The 17,350-nt window shown below is 68.2% G+C and carries 19 protein-coding genes; 11 read left to right on the top strand and 8 right to left on the bottom strand.

The window, feature by feature from the left end; all coding sequences use genetic code 11:
- The first annotated feature begins 75 nt into the window (after positions 1-75).
- Both dcd and ACQVBX_RS08820 read left to right on the top strand, forming a co-directional pair.
- Positions 76-642, top strand: coding sequence for a dCTP deaminase (gene dcd, locus ACQVBX_RS08825; RefSeq protein ID WP_431637992.1), 567 nt, complete (start codon positions 76-78; stop codon positions 640-642).
- A gap of 85 nt (positions 643-727) precedes the next feature.
- Positions 728-1,225, top strand: coding sequence for a hypothetical protein (locus ACQVBX_RS08820; RefSeq protein WP_431637991.1), 498 nt, complete (start codon positions 728-730; stop codon positions 1,223-1,225).
- 212 nt (positions 1,226-1,437) lie between these two features.
- Here ACQVBX_RS08820 and ACQVBX_RS08815 read toward each other — a convergent pair whose 3' ends face one another.
- The 3 genes from ACQVBX_RS08815 to ACQVBX_RS08805 form a co-directional block, all read right to left on the bottom strand.
- Positions 1,438-1,869: an HIT domain-containing protein gene (locus ACQVBX_RS08815; protein ID WP_431637990.1), complete on the bottom strand. Its 432-nt coding sequence runs from the start codon at positions 1,867-1,869 to the stop codon at positions 1,438-1,440.
- Positions 1,866-2,540, bottom strand: coding sequence for a dienelactone hydrolase family protein (locus ACQVBX_RS08810; protein ID WP_431637989.1), 675 nt, complete (start codon positions 2,538-2,540; stop codon positions 1,866-1,868). The genes ACQVBX_RS08815 and ACQVBX_RS08810 overlap by 4 nt, the downstream gene beginning before the upstream one ends.
- Positions 2,541-2,616: 76 nt before the next feature.
- Positions 2,617-3,273: a dienelactone hydrolase family protein gene (locus ACQVBX_RS08805; protein WP_431637988.1), complete on the bottom strand. Its 657-nt coding sequence runs from the start codon at positions 3,271-3,273 to the stop codon at positions 2,617-2,619.
- Positions 3,274-3,411: 138 nt separating this feature from the next.
- On the opposite strand from ACQVBX_RS08805, the gene rimO reads away from it, so the two are divergent.
- The 3 genes from rimO (at position 3,412) to ACQVBX_RS08790 (ending at position 6,294) form a co-directional block, all read left to right on the top strand.
- Entirely contained in the window at positions 3,412-4,755 is a 1,344-nt protein-coding gene (gene rimO / locus ACQVBX_RS08800; protein ID WP_431637987.1) for a 30S ribosomal protein S12 methylthiotransferase RimO, read from the top strand.
- Complete coding sequence (locus ACQVBX_RS08795) at positions 4,752-5,582, top strand: DUF3025 domain-containing protein (protein WP_431637985.1); 831 nt, start codon at positions 4,752-4,754, stop codon at positions 5,580-5,582. Before rimO ends, ACQVBX_RS08795 begins: the two co-directional genes overlap by 4 nt.
- A 172-nt stretch (positions 5,583-5,754) precedes the next feature.
- Entirely contained in the window at positions 5,755-6,294 is a 540-nt protein-coding gene (locus ACQVBX_RS08790; RefSeq protein WP_431637984.1) for a GNAT family N-acetyltransferase, read from the top strand.
- Between the two features lie 30 nt (positions 6,295-6,324).
- On the opposite strand, the gene greB is transcribed toward ACQVBX_RS08790, so the two are convergent.
- The 3 genes from greB to ACQVBX_RS08775 are packed head-to-tail and all read right to left on the bottom strand — an operon-like array spanning position 6,325 to position 9,589.
- Entirely contained in the window at positions 6,325-6,828 is a 504-nt protein-coding gene (gene greB, locus ACQVBX_RS08785) for a transcription elongation factor GreB (protein WP_431637983.1), read from the bottom strand.
- Entirely contained in the window at positions 6,825-8,090 is a 1,266-nt protein-coding gene (locus tag ACQVBX_RS08780) for a hypothetical protein (RefSeq protein ID WP_431637982.1), read from the bottom strand. The genes greB and ACQVBX_RS08780 overlap by 4 nt, the downstream gene beginning before the upstream one ends.
- Positions 8,087-9,589, bottom strand: coding sequence for a helicase HerA-like domain-containing protein (locus ACQVBX_RS08775; RefSeq protein WP_431637981.1), 1,503 nt, complete (start codon positions 9,587-9,589; stop codon positions 8,087-8,089). The genes ACQVBX_RS08780 and ACQVBX_RS08775 overlap by 4 nt, the downstream gene beginning before the upstream one ends.
- 110 nt (positions 9,590-9,699) lie before the next feature.
- On the opposite strand from ACQVBX_RS08775, the gene ACQVBX_RS08770 reads away from it, so the two are divergent.
- Positions 9,700-11,175, top strand: a complete 1,476-nt coding sequence (locus ACQVBX_RS08770; RefSeq protein WP_431637980.1) for a transglycosylase SLT domain-containing protein — start codon at positions 9,700-9,702, stop codon at positions 11,173-11,175.
- A 49-nt stretch (positions 11,176-11,224) separates the two neighbouring features.
- Here the strand turns inward: ACQVBX_RS08770 and ACQVBX_RS08765 are convergent, their stop codons facing one another.
- The gene (locus ACQVBX_RS08765; RefSeq protein ID WP_431637979.1) at positions 11,225-11,662 is read right to left on the bottom strand and encodes a hypothetical protein; all 438 of its coding nucleotides are present in this window, start codon (positions 11,660-11,662) and stop codon (positions 11,225-11,227) included.
- Between the two features lie 138 nt (positions 11,663-11,800).
- Positions 11,801-12,637 carry an archaetidylserine decarboxylase gene (gene asd, locus ACQVBX_RS08760; protein ID WP_431637977.1) on the bottom strand — a complete coding sequence of 279 codons (837 nt, stop codon included), beginning with the start codon at positions 12,635-12,637 and terminating at the stop codon, positions 11,801-11,803.
- A gap of 63 nt (positions 12,638-12,700) precedes the next feature.
- On the opposite strand from asd, the gene prmB reads away from it, so the two are divergent.
- From prmB to ACQVBX_RS08735, 5 genes are all read left to right on the top strand, one after another.
- Positions 12,701-13,621 (top strand): 50S ribosomal protein L3 N(5)-glutamine methyltransferase, encoded by a 921-nt coding sequence (gene prmB, locus ACQVBX_RS08755; protein WP_431637976.1) that lies wholly within the window; start codon positions 12,701-12,703, stop codon positions 13,619-13,621.
- 102 nt (positions 13,622-13,723) lie between these two features.
- Entirely contained in the window at positions 13,724-14,812 is a 1,089-nt protein-coding gene (aroC, locus tag ACQVBX_RS08750; protein WP_431637975.1) for a chorismate synthase, read from the top strand.
- A 35-nt stretch (positions 14,813-14,847) separates the two neighbouring features.
- The gene (locus tag ACQVBX_RS08745) at positions 14,848-15,867 is read left to right on the top strand and encodes a 2-hydroxyacid dehydrogenase (protein WP_431637974.1); all 1,020 of its coding nucleotides are present in this window, start codon (positions 14,848-14,850) and stop codon (positions 15,865-15,867) included.
- A 123-nt stretch (positions 15,868-15,990) separates the two neighbouring features.
- A complete protein-coding gene (locus tag ACQVBX_RS08740; RefSeq protein WP_431637973.1) occupies positions 15,991-17,019 on the top strand; it encodes an aspartate-semialdehyde dehydrogenase in 1,029 nt (342 codons plus the stop codon).
- Positions 17,020-17,029: 10 nt separating this feature from the next.
- Entirely contained in the window at positions 17,030-17,338 is a 309-nt protein-coding gene (locus tag ACQVBX_RS08735; RefSeq protein WP_431637972.1) for a hypothetical protein, read from the top strand.
- Positions 17,339-17,350 lie beyond the last annotated feature (12 nt).

Below are 17,350 nucleotides of genomic sequence, written 5' to 3'. Positions count from 1 at the left end.
CGTCCCCGTGCTATTTTTTCGCACTTGGCGGCGGCCGACGGCGGCTGCACCGACCCTTTGACGACCGGAGCGCGCGTGAGCATCAAACCCGACAAGTGGATCCGCCGGATGGCCGAGCAGCACGGCATGATCGAGCCGTTCGAGCCGGGCCAGGTGAAGGTGCGCGACGATCAGAAGCTGATCTCCTACGGCACCTCCAGCTACGGCTACGACGTGCGCTGCGCGCGCGAGTTCAAGATCTTCACCAACATCAATTCCACCATCGTCGACCCGAAGGCGTTCGATCCGACCAGCTTCGTCGACGTGGAGGCGGACGTGTGCATCATCCCGCCCAACTCTTTCGCGCTGGCGCGCACAGTGGAGTACTTCCGCATCCCACGCTCGGTGCTCACCGTGTGCCTGGGCAAGAGTACCTACGCGCGCTGCGGCATCATCGTCAACGTGACGCCGCTGGAGCCGGAGTGGGAAGGCCACGTGACGCTGGAGTTCTCCAATACCACGCCGCTGCCGGCGCGCATCTACGCCAACGAGGGCGTGGCGCAGATGCTGTTCTTCGAGTCCGACGAAGAGTGCGAGACCAGCTACAAGGATCGCGGCGGCAAGTATCAGGGCCAGCAGGGCGTTACCCTGCCGCGCACCTGAATACCCCATCGCTCACGCTCGACGCCATCCACACCCGACGGCGCTACACTCGTCCGCTGTCACGCATACCCTGCAGGAGATCCGCATGATCCGTCTTTCCACCCTCGCCGGACGGCTGGTTGCCGCCACGTTGCTGGCCAGCGCGCTGGTCCTTACCGGCTGCCATCGCGGCGATACCAAGGCGGAAGTGGCGGCGATGCAGGCGCAGCAGCATTTCGATGCCGTGATCAAGGCCTACAAGGGCGGCCAGTTCCTCGTCGACGACGCCGTGCTCAGCGCCATCGATACTGGCAGCCACTTCGCCTACCTGAAAGACGCAGGCAAGCTGCCCAAGACGGTGCTGCTGGTGCCCAGCGACGACTCCAAGGTGCGCAAGCAGCACCTGGAGTACATGGCCCGCATCGCGCTCGATTACGGCGTGGTCGTTTACTACGACAAGAATGGCGAGCTGAAGCAGATCAACCCGCAGGAAACCAAGGCGCGCGCGCTCGAGGACTACCACGCCCCGGCCAAGATGGGCGATGACCAGAAGAGCAAGAGCGCGGCGGGTAGCGACATGGAAGATCGCTCGCGCGGCTACTGAGCGCTCGGCGGAAACTAATGCATGCGCGGCGAGCCTGATCGCGGCGCTAACGGACGGGGCGAGGACTGGCGAAGTCCTCGCCCCGACTCGTAAGAGGCAATGGGGCAGCTGTTGGACACACCTCAGCCAGCCGAGCGCGAATCCGGGTAGTCGACGGGCTAGGCCCGCACCCAGAAATGTTGCCGCGGCCAGGCAGGAAGGGATGAAGGACGCTACGGGACGTGGTGGTCTGCGGCTCGCCAGTGGTCCCGCAATGCATGGATCCGTTGCTCTTGCCCTGGCGCGCCATACGGCTGAGCCGTTCCGTTGCCCCACACCGGCCCAGGCCAGGCTGCATCGCCCACCATCCGCGCCACGACGTGGACGTGCAGCTGGCGAACGATGTTGCCCAGCGCCCCGATATTGAGCTTGTCGCACGGCGCCACCGCGCGAAGCGCTTGCGTGGCGGAGCGGATCTCTCGCCAGAGTTGCTCCTGATCCGCTTCGTCCAGATCGTGGAGCTCGCTCATGCCGGCACGGCGCGGCACCAGCAGCAGCCAGGCGAAGCGCGCGTCGTTCATCAGCCGCACGCTGCACAGCGGCAGGTCGATTACCGGCACCGAGTCGGCCGCCAGGCGAGCATCCAGTGCGAACTCTGCCGTCATGCCGTGCTCCCCAGTTCCCGCGCGAAGAAATCCAGCGTGCGCTGCCAGGCCAGCGCCGCGCTGGGGGCATCGTAGGCGTGCGGGTCCACGTCGCGGTTGAAGGCGTGCCCGGCCGGATAGGTGTACACCGGCATCTGCGGCAGCTTCTCGCGGTGCTGTTGCACCGTCTCCGGTGGGATCGAGGTATCGCGCTCGCCGAAGTGGAACATTACGGGTGCCTTCGGCGTCGTATCCAGATACGCCGGATTGCGCGCGCCGTAGTAGCTCACCGCCGGCAGGCCCAGCCGCTGCGCCGCGCGCAGCGCGACCGTGCCACCCCAGCAGAAACCGACCACGCCGATACGCCCGGCCGAGGCGATCGCTTCGGCGGCGCTGGCCACGTCGTCTACCGCCAGCTCGATGCCAACCTCGGCCACCAGCGTGCGGCCGCGGGCGAAGCCGGCCTCGTCGTAGCCCAGCTCCACGCCGTTCTCGACGTGGTCGAAGAAGCACGGCGCGATGGCGGTGTAGCCGGCCTCGGCGAAGCGGTCGGTGATGGCGCGGATGTGCGCATTCACGCCGAAGATCTCCTGCACCACGACGATGCCCCCGCGCGGAGGGCCAGCCGGCCGCGCGAGATAGGCGCCGATGCAGTGCAGGCGGGTGGTGTTGAGGCTGATCGACTGGCCCATGAGCTCGCCCCCGGGAAGTTCGCGAAACCGGAAGTCTAGTGCGCCTGCTGCTGCGGAACCGAACGCCCGGGCCGGATCAGCCGACGTGTTCGGCAAGAAAGGCCAGCGTGCGCTCCCATGCCATGGCCGCGCTGGCTGCGTCGTAGCTGTCGCGGCGGTCGCAGTTGAAGCCGTGATCCGCCTGGTACTCGTACAGCGGCGCGTCCGGGTTGGCCGATGCGACTGCCGCGCGGTCGGCGGCGGTGATGTGGGTGTCCTTCAGGCCGTAATGGAACATCAGCGGCGCCCTGGCTGGCTTGCCGACCAGCTGCGTGTTGCCGCCGCCGTAATAGCTCACGCTGGGCAGGCCAAGCTCGATGGCGGCGGCATAGGCGATCGTGCCGCCCCAGCAGAAACCGACAGTGCCGACCCTGCCGGCCGTGGCTACGCGTTTGGCGGCGACGGCCACGTCCTGCAGCGCGCGCTCCAGGCTCACCTGCGCCTTCAGCGCCACGCCTTCGCGCATGCCCTCGGCGTCGTAGTCCAGCTCCACACCCGGCTTCGCCGAGTCGAACAGCGCCGGGGCGATCGCCACGTAGCCGGCAGCGGCGAGGCGGTCGGCGATGTCGCGGATGTGCGCGTTCACGCCGAAGATTTCCTGCACGACCACGACACCGCCGCGGGGCGAGCTGGCGGGCCCGGCGAGGTAGGCGCCGATCGGCGTGGTGCTGGACAGTTCGATCATCTGGCCCATGGGCACTCCTTCGATGGGATGGGGAAAGGCGCGACAGGGTAATACCTGCCGTGTCAGGCATACGTGGTGAACGAGGGGCTGGACGCGTGCGGCGGGGCGCCGCGGTACAATGTTGGGCTGCCTCATCCGGTAACTCTCATGTCCGCCCAGTCCACCTCCCAGAAGATCGGCTTCGTCAGCCTCGGTTGTCCCAAGGCGCTGGTCGATTCCGAGCGCATCCTCACTCAGCTCAAGGTGGAGGGTTACGAGATCGTGCCCAGCTACGACGCGGCCGACGCGGTAGTGGTGAACACCTGCGGTTTCATCGACGCGGCGGTGCAGGAGTCGCTGGACGCGATCGGCGAGGCGCTGCACGAGAACGGCAAGGTGATCGTCACCGGTTGCCTGGGCAAGCGCGAGGAGCTGATCCGTGAGGCCTACCCGGACGTGATGTCGATCAGCGGTCCGCAGGACTACGCCAGCGTGATGAGCGCGGTGCATACCGCGCTGCCGCCGTCGCGCAACAAGTTCCTGGATCTGGTGCCCGACACGGGCATCAAGCTCACGCCCAAGCACTACGCGTATCTGAAGATTTCCGAGGGCTGCAATCACCGCTGCAGCTTCTGCATCATCCCGTCGATGCGCGGTGACCTGGTCTCGCGGCCGGTCGACGAGGTGCTGCGCGAAGCCGAAAAGCTGGTCAAGGGCGGCGTGAAAGAGCTGCTGGTGATCTCGCAGGACACCAGCGCCTACGGCGTGGACGTGAAGTACGCCGAGCACCTGTGGCGCGACAGGAACTACCGCACGCGCATGACCGAGCTGTGCGAGGGCCTGTCCGAGCTCGGCGTGTGGACGCGGCTGCACTACGTCTACCCGTACCCGCACGTGGACGAGCTGATGCCGCTGATGGCGGCGGGCAAGATCCTTCCCTACCTGGACATCCCGTTCCAGCACGCCAGCCCGCGCATCCTCAAGCTGATGAAGCGCCCGGGCAACATCGACAAGACGCTGGAGCGCATTCGCAACTGGCGCAAGGCGGTGCCGGACCTGACGATCCGCAGCACCTTCATCGTCGGCTTCCCCGGCGAGACCGACGCCGAGTTCGAGGAACTGCTGGACTTCCTGCGCGAGGCCGAGCTGGACCGCGTGGGTGCCTTCACCTATTCGGCGGTGGACGGCGCCCGCGCCAACGAGCTGCCCGACCCGGTCTCCGAGGAGCTGAAGGAAGATCGCCTGGAGCAGTTCATGGCGGTGCAGGCGGAGATCTCGGCCGCGAAGCTGCAGCGCAAGGTCGGTCGCACGATCCAGGTGCTGGTCGACGAGGCGAACGAGGCCGGCGCCGTGGCGCGTTCGGCGGCCGATGCGCCGGAGATCGACGGCACCGTGCTCATCGCCGACGGCCAGCAGCTCAAGCCCGGCCAGTTCGTGCAGGTGGTGGTGGAGTCGGCTGGCGAGCACGACCTGCACGCCCGCCTGGCGCAGCCCGTACTGCCGGTGGTGTGAAGCGGCAGCGCTATGTCGCCCCGGCGCGCGAGGCGGTCGATCCGGCCGTGTTCGCCGCGCCGCCGCTGGCCGACTGGAGCGAGTACGACGCGCTGCTGCGCGACGCGCACTGGCCAGAGATCGATGCGCTCAACGCGCTGCGTCACGATGCGTCGATGCCGCGCTTTGCGGCGCAGGATTCCGCGCTGCTCGCCGACGGCCTGCACTACGAGCAGCGCATCGCCGAACGCGGCGTCATCGCCACCCGCGAGCGCAACTGGCACGATCTGTTCAATGCCCTCGTGTGGCTGCGCTATCCGGCGCTCAAGCAGGCCCTGAACCAGCGCCAGGTCGAGGAGATCGCCCGCATGGGCCCGCGCGAGCGGTCACGCGCGCAATGCGCGATGACCCATTTCGACGAGGCCGGGGTGATCGTGCGCGTGGCTGACACCGAGTTGCTGACGCTGTGGGATGCCCACGACTGGCACGGCCTGTTCTGGCGCGAGCGCGCCGCCTGGCAGGACGGGCGCATCGACGTCGCGGTGTTCGGCCATGCCCTGCTGGAACGTGCGCTCACCCCGGGCAAGCTGCTGGTCGGCAAGGCGCTGGTGGTGGCGGCCGATGCTGCCACGGCGTGGGAATCGATCGTTGCCGGACTGGCGGAGCGCGTCGCGTCGGGCACGCTGCTGCGCGATCCGCTGGAGCTGCGTCCGCTACCGCTCTCGGGTATCCCGGGGTGGCATCCGGACAATGACGACGAGGCCTTCCATCGCAGCGCACCGTGTTACCAGCCGCGGCGACCGGGGCGCCTCTATCCCCCGCCGGTCCGGCTCGCCTCGCCTCGATGATGGCGCCGGCGCCGCAGGCTAGAGCGGCACAGGCCTCGTCGACCGAAGCGCATGACGGCCCCGGAGCCGGCGCATGGGAGCGATCATCGGCCCATGAAGCGCACCGGTAAAATGGACGTAGCCGTGGGCCATGTGGCCCGCGCCGTATCAGTCGACGGTGAGTCCAAGTGAAATGAGCGAGTACTTCCTGACATCCGGCCGCCTCGGCTTCCGGCATTGGCGGCAGGCCGACGAGCCGCTGGCTCTTGCACTCTGGACGGATCCGATGGTGACGCGATTCATCGCCACCCGGCCGCTTGCCGGGCACGAGGCGCTGCTCCGGTTGAACCGGGAAATCGACACGCAGGCGTCCCACGGCATCCAGTACTGGCCGATGTTCCTCCTCGAAGGCGATGTGTTCGTCGGGTGCTGCGGCCTCCGGCCGAGGGAGCGCGAGCCTGACGTTCCCGAATTCGGCGTGCACCTGCGCCCCGACCACTGGGGACGTGGCCTCGCGGCCGAGGGCGCGCGAGCGGTGTTTTCCCATGCCTTCGAGTCCCTGGGCTGCCGGGCGCTGTTTGCTGGACACAATCCCGGCAACGACGCGTCGCGCAAGCTGCTGACGAAGCTCGGCTTCACCCATACCCATGACGAGTTCTATCCGCCGACGGGCCTGATGCATCCGTCGTACCGGCTCGTCCAGGTCGGGATGGGAATTCCGGACGTGGCCTGAGGCTCTCCCGCGGGAATCGCGGGGCCTGCCTTACGCCTCGTACCGGACGTCGACGATCACGAAGGCCGCGCGCCCACCGGGCAGTTCGGCCTCGAACTCATCGTCCACCCGTTTCTTCATCACCGCGCGGGCCAGTGGCGAGTCGACGCTGATCCAGCCTTTCTTCGCGTCGGTCTCGTCCGGGCCGACGATGCGGTAGCGCAGGATCTCGCCGCTGTCGACGTTCTCCAGTTCGATCGTGGCACCGAAAAACACCATGTCGCGATCGGCGGGTGCGCCCTCGGCCACCTTCAGCGACGGGATGCGCTTGCTGAGATAGCGCACGCGGCGGTCGATCTCGCCGAGCTGCTTCTTGCGGTAGGTGTACTCGGCGTTTTCCGAGCGGTCGCCTTCGGCGGCGGCGGCGGCCAGTGCCTTGACCACTTCCGGACGCAGCGTGTGCCACAGGTGGTCGAGTTCGGTCTTCAGCCGTTCGAATCCGGCGCGCGTGATGATGGCCGTCGACGACGGCGCGGGCGGGCGCCAACGGCTCATGCGCGGGTTCCGGACTTGAGTTGCTGGATGCGGGCAAGCAGCTCGCCGTGTTGGGGATGGTCGGTCCATGCGCTGGCGATGCGACCGAGCAGCACGCTGGCCTCCATCGCTTGGCCGTCGGCTTCGAGCTCGCGCGCGGCGAGCAGGGCGACGGCGGGAGCGCGCCCGTCGCGCGGCCAGTGCGCCAGCCATCCGCGGCAAAGTTTCAGCGCCATCCGCCGCATGCCGTGGCGTGCGGCGACTTCGGCGATGGCACCAGCGTTGCCGGGGTCGTCCGGCAGGAAGTCCGGATCGATCGCGCTGCAATCCTGCACCATGCCCAGTGCCTTGCGCGGCTCGTTGGCAGCCATCAACGCCGCGATGCGGATCTGGCCGTGCACCAGCAGCGCGTTGGTGAGCTGCTGCTGTCGCAGCAGGTCGCGGTAGGCCTGGTGCAGTTCGGCCGGCGCTTCGCGATCCTGCAGGCGCGGCACCAGCAGCCGCGTGGCGGCCATCGGGTCATTAGCCGCCAGTTCGTGCACGCGGTCGAGCAGGCGCTGGTCGTCGTTCTGGCCCAGCGCCTCGGCCAGCACCTCGGCTTCGGGCGTGAGGCCGAAGTGCTCGTGGCGGCGGTGGATCATGGCGCCCATCAGGTGGAAGCCCAGCACGATCAGATACGTGTAGGCGAAGCCGAACAGCGGCAACGACAGCAGGCGCGGCAGCCCGGCAGTGATCCATGTGGCCAGCAGAGCCAGCACGCCGACCGCGAGGTTGATGCCGACCGGAATCAGGTAGCTCCAGCCGAAGCGCCGGATGATCTCGCCCCAGTGCGCCGGGTTCAGCGCCACCAGCAGACTGCCGTCGAACGCCAGCGCCATGTCGATGGCCGGCAGCACCAGTGCCACGGCGAGCAGGGTGGGTGCAAACAGCGCCGGCGAGTAGAACGGCATCGCCACGCAGAACGCGGCGGCCACCACATGCACCACGGTCAGCCCCCAGGCCGCGCGGTCGCTGTCACCCAGGCCCACGTCGGGCGGGTCGGCGAAGCCGTTGGCGGTATGCAGCATGCATTCGGCGGCATAGCGCCAGGTGGCGCCCCACACCAGCAGCGAGGCGAGCAGGCCCAGGGTCAGCGGCAGCAGCGCCAGGTAATGAAGCAGCACGAGTCCGACCAGGGTGGGCAGGGCGGCGCCGCGCAGCGGATAGCCCAGGCCGCCCACGAGCCGTTCGGCCAGCGGCGTGTCCGGATCGATCGAGCGAAAGCGGGCGTGCGCCGGTTTCAACGCTTGCCGCCGAAGATGCCGCCCAGCACGCCGCGCAGGATCTGCCGGCCGAGCTGGTTGCCGACCGTGCGCACGGCGGACTTGCCCAGCGCCTCGATCATGCCCTGGCGGCGCTTGGTGCCGAACAGCGCATCGTGCACCGCCTCGCCCCAGGCCGAGCCGGGTGTGCCGGCTGTGGAGGGGGCGCTGGTGGCGACCTTCTCCGCGTCGGCGGCCTTTTCCTGCGCGCGGGCGGCGAGCTTTTCGGCGGCCGATTCGCGGTTCACCGGCGTGTCGTACTTGCCGCCCACCGGCGAGCGCATGCGCACCGTCTGGCGCTCGTCCTCCGTGATAGCGCCGATGCGGCAGCACGGCGTGGTCACCAGCACCTGCTGCACCGGTGCGGGCACGCCGCCGTCGCCGAGCGTGGAGGCCAGCGCCTCGCCCACGCCGAGCTGGGTGATCGCCTCGACCACGTCGAGCCTGGGATTGGCGACGAAGGTTTCCGCCGCCGCCTTGACCGCCTTCTGGTCGCGCGGGGTGAAGGCGCGCAGCGCGTGTTGCACACGATTGCCGAGCTGGCCGAGGATCTCGCCGGGCACGTCGTCCGGGTTTTGCGAACAGAAGTACACGCCCACGCCCTTGGAGCGGATCAGCCGCACCACCTGCTCCACGCGCTGGCGCAGCGCGGGCGGGCAGTCGTCGAACAGCAGGTGCGCCTCGTCGAAGAAGAACACCAGCTTGGGCTGGTCCAGGTCGCCCACTTCCGGCAGCTGCTCGAACAGCTCCGACAGCAGCCACAGCAGGAAGGTGGAGTAGAGCTTGGGCTTCATGATCAGCTGGTCGGCGGCCAGCACGTTGATCACGCCGCGACCGCTCATGTCTTGGCGCATCAGGTCGACCAGGTCCAGCGCCGGCTCGCCGAAGAACTGGTCGGCGCCGTCCTGCTCGAGCTTCAGCAGCGCGCGCTGGATCGCCGCGATGCTCTGCGGGCTGATCAGGCCGTACTGGGCGGAAATGGTCTTGGCGTTCTCGCTGGCGAAGCCCAGCATGCTGCGCAGATCGGCCAGGTCGAGCAGCAGCAGGCCCTGGTCGTCGGCGACCTTGAACACCACCTCGAGCACACCCTGCTGGGTGTCGTTGAGCTCGAGCACGCGGCCGAGCAGGGTGGGGCCCATCTCGCTGATGGTGGCGCGCACCGGATGGCCGAGCTTGCCGTACAGATCCCAGAACACCACCGGATTGGCTTGCGGCTTCCAGTCGGTGAGCTTGAGCTTGTCCAGGCGCGCCTTGAGCTTGTCGCTCGGTTCGCCGGCGGCCATCGCCAGGCCGGCCAGATCGCCTTTGGCGTCGGCCAGGAAGCAGGGCACGCCGAGCCGGGAGAAACCTTCGGCCAGCACCATCAGCGAGACCGACTTTCCGGTGCCGGTGGCGCCGGCGATCATGCCGTGGCGGTTGCCGTAGCGCGGGTCGAGGCTGACGCTGGTGCTGTCGTTGCGGCCGATCAGGATCTGGCTCATGGCAGGTCACTCCTTGGCAAGGCGTCGATTCTAACCGTGGCTCACGCGATTCATTGAGTCCGCTGTCGCGCGCGGCTATGGTGATCGTTTCGTCCTTGCCGAAGTACCTCATGTCCGTGCGTTTGCCGCTGTACCGTTCGCTTTCCCTCGCTGTCGTCACCCTGCTGGCCGGATGTGCCAGCGCCCCCGGCAAGGCGCCCGCATCGCCCTCGCTCAATGCCCTGTATGGCCAGCTCGACGCGGCCAGCAAGGGCTACGAGAACGCTCTGCGGCAGGCGCGCGAAGGTGACGATCAGGCATCGCAGAAAACCTTGGTTGCCGCGCTCGACCAGTTGAAGAAGGCGTCGGCCCAGTGCGACAGCACGCCGGGCTGCGAGCCACAGCGTTTTTATTCGGTATTCGATCGGCTGCTGCGACTCAAGGACGGCAGCGCGATCGGCGACGAGGGGCTGGAAACGGCCGGCGAATCCACCTCGCCGGACGGCGCAGCGGGTGGCGCGGCCGGATTGCCCCAGGCGCAGCGCAGCGTGACCCTGCTGCACGGACAGAAGCTGTCCGAACTCATCGCCATGAACGGCCCGGTGAAGGCGGCGCTGGAGATGTGGCTGACCCAGTGGCGGCCCAACCTGATGGACGCCTGGGTGAACTACCAGTACCTGCGCCACGAGATGTGGCCGCAATACCAGAAGGCCGATCTGCCCGAAGCCGTGCTGTTCGGCATCCTGGCCAAGGAATCCGGCGGCAAGGTGCATGCGGTTTCGCGTTCCGGCGCGGCCGGGCCACTGCAGTTCATGTATGCCACCGGCGTGCGTTTTGGTCTGAGCAGCGACAGCGGCTTCGATACGCGCTTCGACCCGGCCGAGGCGGCGCGCGCCAACGCGCAATACCTCAACGAGCAGTTGCGCGTGTTCAACAACAATCTCGAACTCACCCTGGCGGCCTACAACGGCGGCGAAGGGCGCATGCGCCGGCTGGCTGGCGACCGCCCCGGCGTGAGCTTCTACGATCCATCGGTGTACGACGAGCTGTCGCAGGAAACCCGCGACTACGTCCCGGCCGTGCTGGCCGCGGCGTGGCTGTTCCTGCATCCGCAGAGCTACAACCTGCGATTCCCGAAGATCGACGGCCAGCCGGGGCAGGTCGTGCTCAAGCGCTCCGCCTCGATCTCCGAGCTCACCGTCTGCCTGGGCAATGCCGGCGACATGCCGGAGGGCTGGTTCCGCACGCTGCGCAACCTCAACCCGCGGTTCGATCCGGAGGCGCAGCAGCCGGTGGGAACCACGGTGTACCTGCCCAAGGCGCTGGAGGCGTCGTACGCGTCGCGCTGCGTCGATGGGCCGTGGCCGATTCTGGCGGCGGATCTGCACAACGCGGTGGTGCCCAAGCCGGTGGCGGTCGCACCGGCGCCGGCGCCAGCGGTCTCATCCAAGCGTGCGCGCCGCTATCGGGTCCGGGCGGGAGATACCTTGATCAGCATCGTGCACAAGCTGCGCTGTTCCAGCGTGCGCGAGGTGGCGGAGGCGAATCATCTGACCCGGCATCAGATCCGGGTGGGGCAGGTGCTGACGGTGCCCGAGTGCCGCTGATCTGACGGAAGGTCTTCGGCGGCAGGCCAGCCCCCGGGGGGGCGGTGAATCAGGCGGCGGCCGAGACGTTCATCCAGCTTTCGCTGGTGTCGCCCTCGCGGCGGGTTTCTTTCAGTTCGCGCAGCAATCGCATGAGCTGGCGATAGACGGTCTGTAGTCCGCCCTGACGGGCGTCCTTAGTCTCGTGATAAGTCACGGCCAACCACAGCGCGATGCCGCGGATCGCCACTTCCACATTTTCCGACCGCGCGCGGGTGTAGCCGATCTCGGTGCCCTGGCCCCACGGCAGGTAGCGCTCTTCCGGCGGCGTGCCGTACAGGTGCGGGAAGTCGCAGCGGGTCGCCTGCCCGATCTCACGCAGGGTCAGCGTGCTCAACCGGGTGCGGTTCTGACGCGACAGGGCGTCGATGCTGCGCTGGATCTCACGCAGCTGGCGGCTGAGCTGGCGGGCACGGTTGATGGCGATGAGCTGGGTCAGCAGGCGCATGGCGTTCTCGGGCTCGAAAGGGCAGCGCGGTTCTGGCGCTGAACCGGAGCTTACCCGAGCCTTGGGCACATTTGCACCTACGGCGTCACAAGATGCCCTCGGGCGACAGTTGCTGGCCGCCCAAGGTGACGCAGTGCGTCACTTTTTCCCGAGGCGCTGGCCGACTTTCACCGCCTGCTGCGGCACCAGTGGGTCGAGCGCGGCGCTCCCCGGCGGCAGCAGCACGATCACGGTGGAGCCCATGTTGAAGCGGCCCATCTCCGCAAAGCGTTCCAGCTGGATGTCGCGGTCGGCGAACGACTTGCGACGGATGCCGGGCGCGTAGGGCGGAATCACCAGCCCGTCCCACACAGTGGAGACCGACGACACCAGGATCGCTCCCACCAGCACCACCGCGAACGGCCCGTGCTCGCCGTCGAAGTGGCAGACGAGGCGCTCGTTGCGGGCGAACAGGCGCGGGATCGCCTCCACCGCGAACGGCGCCACGCTGAAGATGCGCCCCGGCACGTGCACCGTCTCGCGCAGCGTGCCGGCCAGCGGCATGTGTACGCGGTGATAGTCGCGGGGCGACAGGTACACCGTGACGAAGCGGCCGTCGCGGAACGGCGCTGCCGCGGCCTCGTCGCCCAGGAGCTCGGCCGCGGTGAACGACTGCCCCTTGGCCTGGAAGATCCGTCCGTCGACGATGTCGCCAGCCTGGCTGATGCGCCCGTCGGCCGGGCACAGCAGGGCGGCAGGGTCGGCATCCGGGACGCGCGCGCCCGGCTTCAATGCGCGGGTGAAGAAGGCATTGAAGTGTTCGTAGGCGTCCGGATCCGGCTGCGCCGCCTCGGCCATGTCGACCTGGTAGTTGCGCACGATGGTGCCGATCAGCCAGTTCTTCCACGGGCGGAAGGTCCAGCGGGTGGCCCAGTACACCAGGCGCGACAGCGCGCGGTGCGGCAGGATGTATTGCAGGAATACCTTGAAAGTCATCCGGCCAGTATAGAGGCCGGGCGCCTATAATGGCCGGCTCGCCAATGCCGCCCGGAATGTGCCGTGACCGCCGAACTGTCCACCATCATCGACTTCATCCGCTACGGCGCCAGCCGCTTTTCGGCGGCCGGGCTGACCTTCGGCCACAGCCACGACAACCCGATCGACGAGGCCACCCACCTGGTGCTCGCCGCGCTGCATCTGCCGCCGGATCTGCCGCCAGCCTACGGCACGGGCAAGCTGGTGGCCGACGAGCGCGGACGCGTGCTGGGGCTGATCGAGCGCCGCGTCAGCGAGCGCGTTCCGGTGGCCTACCTGGTGGGCGAAACCTGGTTTGCCGGGCTGAAGTTCAAGAGCGACCGCCGCGCGCTGGTGCCGCGTTCGCCGATCGCCGAACTGATCGAGTCGGGCTTTGCGCCGTGGCTGGACCATCGCCACGTGGAGCGCGCGCTGGACGTGTGCACCGGCTCGGGCTGCATCGGCATCGCCATGGCCGAGTACAACCCGGACTGGCAGGTCGACATCGTCGACATCAGCCCCGAGGCGCTGTCGCTGGCGCGCGAGAACATCGTGTTCCAGCACGTGGAAGACCGGGTCGAGGCGATCGAGTCCGACCTGTTTGCCGGCGTGCAAGGGCGTCGCTACGACCTGATCGTGTCCAACCCGCCCTACGTCACCGAAGACGAGTACGCTGCCATGCCGGGCGAATACCGGCACGAGCCCAAGCTGGGCCTCACCTCGGGCGAGGACGGTCTGGACCTGTGCCTGCGCATGCTCGACGAGGCCGCCGATTACCTCACCGAGGATGGTCTGCTGATCGTCGAGGTGGGCGAGAGCGAGCGAGCACTCAACGCGCTGCTGCCGGAGGTGCCGTTCGTGTGGATCGAGTTCAAGGTCGGCGCGATGGGCGTGTTCGCGCTGGAGCGCCGCGATCTGGTCGAGCACGCCAAGGCGATCCGCGCGGCGGCACAGGCCCGCCGCTGAGCGAACGCGGCGCGGCCGCCGCCAGCGGCTGTGGCAAGATGCAGTGCAGCATGACGCCGGCTGATCCGGCGTCGGCACTCTCTTTCTCAAGCGGTAGCGTCCGTGTCCAGCAACTCCTTCGGCAAGCTTTTCACCGTCACCACCTTCGGCGAAAGCCACGGCCCGGCCATCGGCTGTGTGATCGACGGCTGCCCGCCCGGCCTGGCCATCGCCGCTGAAGATTTTAGGCAGGACCTGCAGCGCCGGGCCACCGGCCGCACCCGGCACACCTCCCAGCGGCGCGAGGACGACGCGATCGAGATCCTTTCGGGCGTCTACGAAGGGCGCACCACCGGCACGCCGATCGCACTGCTGATCCGCAATACCGACCAGCGCAGCAAGGACTACGGCGACATCGCGCAGACCTTCCGCCCGGGCCACGCCGATTACACCTACTGGCACAAGTACGGTATCCGCGATCCGCGCGGCGGCGGTCGCTCGTCGGCGCGCGAAACCACCATGCGCGTGGCCGCCGGCGTCATCGCCAAAAAGTGGCTGGCCGAACGTCATGGCGTGCGGGTGCGCGGCTACCTGGCCCAGCTCGGCGAGATCGTGCCGGCGGCGTTCGACGTCGAGGCGGTCGAGCAGAATCCATTTTTCTGGCCCCATGCCGGCCAGGTACCTGAGCTGGAGCGGTACATGGATGCGCTGCGCAAATCGGGCGATTCGGTGGGCGCGCGCGTCAACGCGATCGCTGAGGGCGTGCCGCCGGGTTGGGGCGAGCCGATCTACGGCAAGCTCGACGGCGACCTCGCCGCCGCGATGATGTCGATCAACGCAGTCAAGGGCGTGGAGATCGGCGACGGCTTCGCTGCGATCGCCCAGCGCGGCACGCAGCATCGCGATGAAATGCATTTGGACGGCTTTACGTCCAATCATGCCGGTGGCATTCTCGGTGGAATCAGCTCCGGGCAACCGGTGACGGTCTCGGTGGCGTTCAAGCCCACGTCCAGCATCCTCGTGCCCGGAGACAGCGTGAATGTCGCGGGCGAGGCGGTCGAGGTGGTCACCAAGGGCCGGCATGACCCCTGCGTCGGCATCCGCGCCACGCCGATCGTCGAGGCGATGCTGGCGCTGGTGCTGATGGATCACGCCTTGCGCCATCGCGCGCAGTGTGGCGACGTCGGGCCGGTGCAGCCGCTGATTCCCTGATCGGCCCGCGCTCGTCCCTCCCTGCAGGAACTGGAATGACCAAGCGGTACAAAGTGTGGGTGTCGCGGCCCCTGTTTCCCGAGGCGCTGGCGCGGCTGGAGCAGCATGTCGAGCTGCACGCCGAGGCGATCGAGCGCGTGCATTCGCCCGAGCAGTTGCGCGAGCGGCTGGCTGGCGTGGATGCGGCGATCATCGGCCTCTCCGATCGCGTCGATGCGACCACCCTGGCGGGCAATCCTCGGCTGCGGGTGATCGCGAACCTGGCGGTGGGCTACAACAATCTGGATATCGACGCGCTCACCCGCGCCGGCGTGCTCGCCTGCAATACCCCGGACGTGCTCAACGAAACCACCGCCGACTACGCATGGGCGCTGCTGCTGGCTGCGGCCCGGCGCGTCGGCGCGGCCGAGCGCTGGCTGCGCGCCGGCCAGTGGACCGGCGCCATGCGGTTTGACGACTGGCTGGGCGTGGATCTGCACGGCAAGACGCTGGGCATCCTCGGCATGGGTCGCATCGGCCAGGCGGTGGCGCGTCGTGCCAGCGGTTTCGACATGCGCGTGCTGTACCACAACCGCACGCGCCTGCCCGAGGTCGTCGAGCGCCAGTGCGCCGCCCGCTGGGTGGACAAGGCCGCGCTGCTGCGCGAGTCCGATCATCTGGTGCTGGTCTTGCCGTACACGCCGCAGAACCATCACGTGATTGGTGCCGCCGAGCTGGCGCAGATGAAGCGCGGCAGTGTGCTGGTGAACATCGCGCGGGGCGGGTTGGTGGACGAGGCGGCACTGGCGGCCTCGCTGGCCACCGGGCACCTGGCCGCCGCTGGGCTGGACGTTTATGAGGATGAGCCGGTGGTGCATCCGGCGTTGCTGGCGCTGGAGCAGGTGGTGCTCAGCCCGCATCTGGGCAGCGCCAGCGCCGATACCCGCCGCAACATGGCGCAGCTGGCGGTCGACAATGTGCTGGCGGGCCTGGGCGTGGGGCCGGACGCGGGCCGTCCGCCCGCGCCGATCAATCCGCAGGTGCTCGCCGCGCGAGGCGTTCTCGGTAAAGCGTGATCGCAATCACGATCGCGCGGTTCGCAGGTTTGTGTTGCGCTCCGCCCCGGCTAGATTCCCGCGGATGCGGGAACGGCAATGGCCTGGCGGCCCTTTCCGATTTTCCTGACAGACAGACGGATCATGAGCAAGAAGAGCAGCTACAAGGTGGCAATGGTCGGTGCGACCGGCGCGGTGGGTGAGACCCTGCTGTCGATCCTGGCCGAGCGCGATTTCCCGGTGAGCGAGCTGGTGCCGCTGGCGAGCGAGCGCTCCGCTGGTGGCCAGGTGGAGTTCGCCGGCAAGAAAGTCACCGTGCAGAACCTCGCCGACTACGACTTCACTGGTGTGGACATCGCATTCTTTTCCGCCGGCGGCTCGGTGAGCCGCGAGCATGCGCCGCGCGCGGCGGCAGCCGGCGCGGTGGTGATCGACAACACCTCCGAGTACCGCTACCAGGACGACATCCCGCTGGTGGTGAGCGAAGTGAACCCGCACGCCATCGCCGACTACACCGTGCGCGGCATCATTGCCAACCCGAACTGCTCGACCATGCAGATGCTGGTGGCGCTGGCGCCGATCCACCGGGCGGTGGGCATCGAGCGGATCAACGTGGCGACCTACCAGTCGGTCTCCGGCGCCGGCCGTTCCGGTATGGAGGAGCTGGGCCGGCAGACCGCCGCGCTGCTCAACTTCCAGGACGCCGAGCCGGCGAAGTTCCCCAAGCAGATCGCCTTCAACGTCATTCCGCACATCGATGACTTCCAGCCCAACGGCTACACCAAGGAAGAGATGAAGATGGTGTGGGAGACGCGCAAGATCCTCGAGGACGCCTCGATCGCGGTGAATCCCACCGCCGTGCGCGTGCCGGTGTTCTACGGCCACGCCGAGGCGGTGCACGTGGAAACGCGCGACAAGATCACCGCCGAGCAGGCGCGCGCGCTGCTGGAACAGGCGCCGGGCGTGGTGGTGATGGATGAGCGCAAGGCCGGTGGCTACCCGACCCCGGTCGGCGACGCCGCTGGCAAGGACCCGGTGTTCGTCGGCCGCATCCGCGAAGACATCTCGCACGAGCGCGGCCTGGACCTGTGGATCGTGGCCGACAACATCCGCAAGGGCGCCGCGCTCAATGCGGTGCAGATTGCCGAGCTGCTGATCGAGGACTATCTCTGAAGGTGCCCCCATGCTGCGCAGGCCCCTGCTGACGGCCCTGTTCGGGCTGATGATTTCCACGGGGGCGGCCGCCGCCGCCGCCCGTGGCGAGTCCACGCCCGCGACGGTGACGCCGGATCGCGATCCGGCGTTGCTGCAGCAGTCGGTCAAGCGCAGCAGCACCGAGGTGAGCCGCCTGCAGCACGATGTGGCCGCGCAGGAGCGCCGCAGCCGCGAGGCAAACCAGCGGCTGCGTGAGCAGGACCGCAAGCTGGAGCAACTGCGCCGGCAACTGCAGGTCATGCAGGCCGACACGGGGGTAAAAAAACAGGGGCAGTGACGTGGTTTGCGC

The sequence above is a fragment of the Dyella thailandensis genome, from assembly GCF_050749815.1.
GTDB lineage: Bacteria > Pseudomonadota > Gammaproteobacteria > Xanthomonadales > Rhodanobacteraceae > Dyella_A.
Note: the sequence above shows the minus strand (reverse complement) of the source record. Positions and strands in the feature narration are given on the sequence as shown.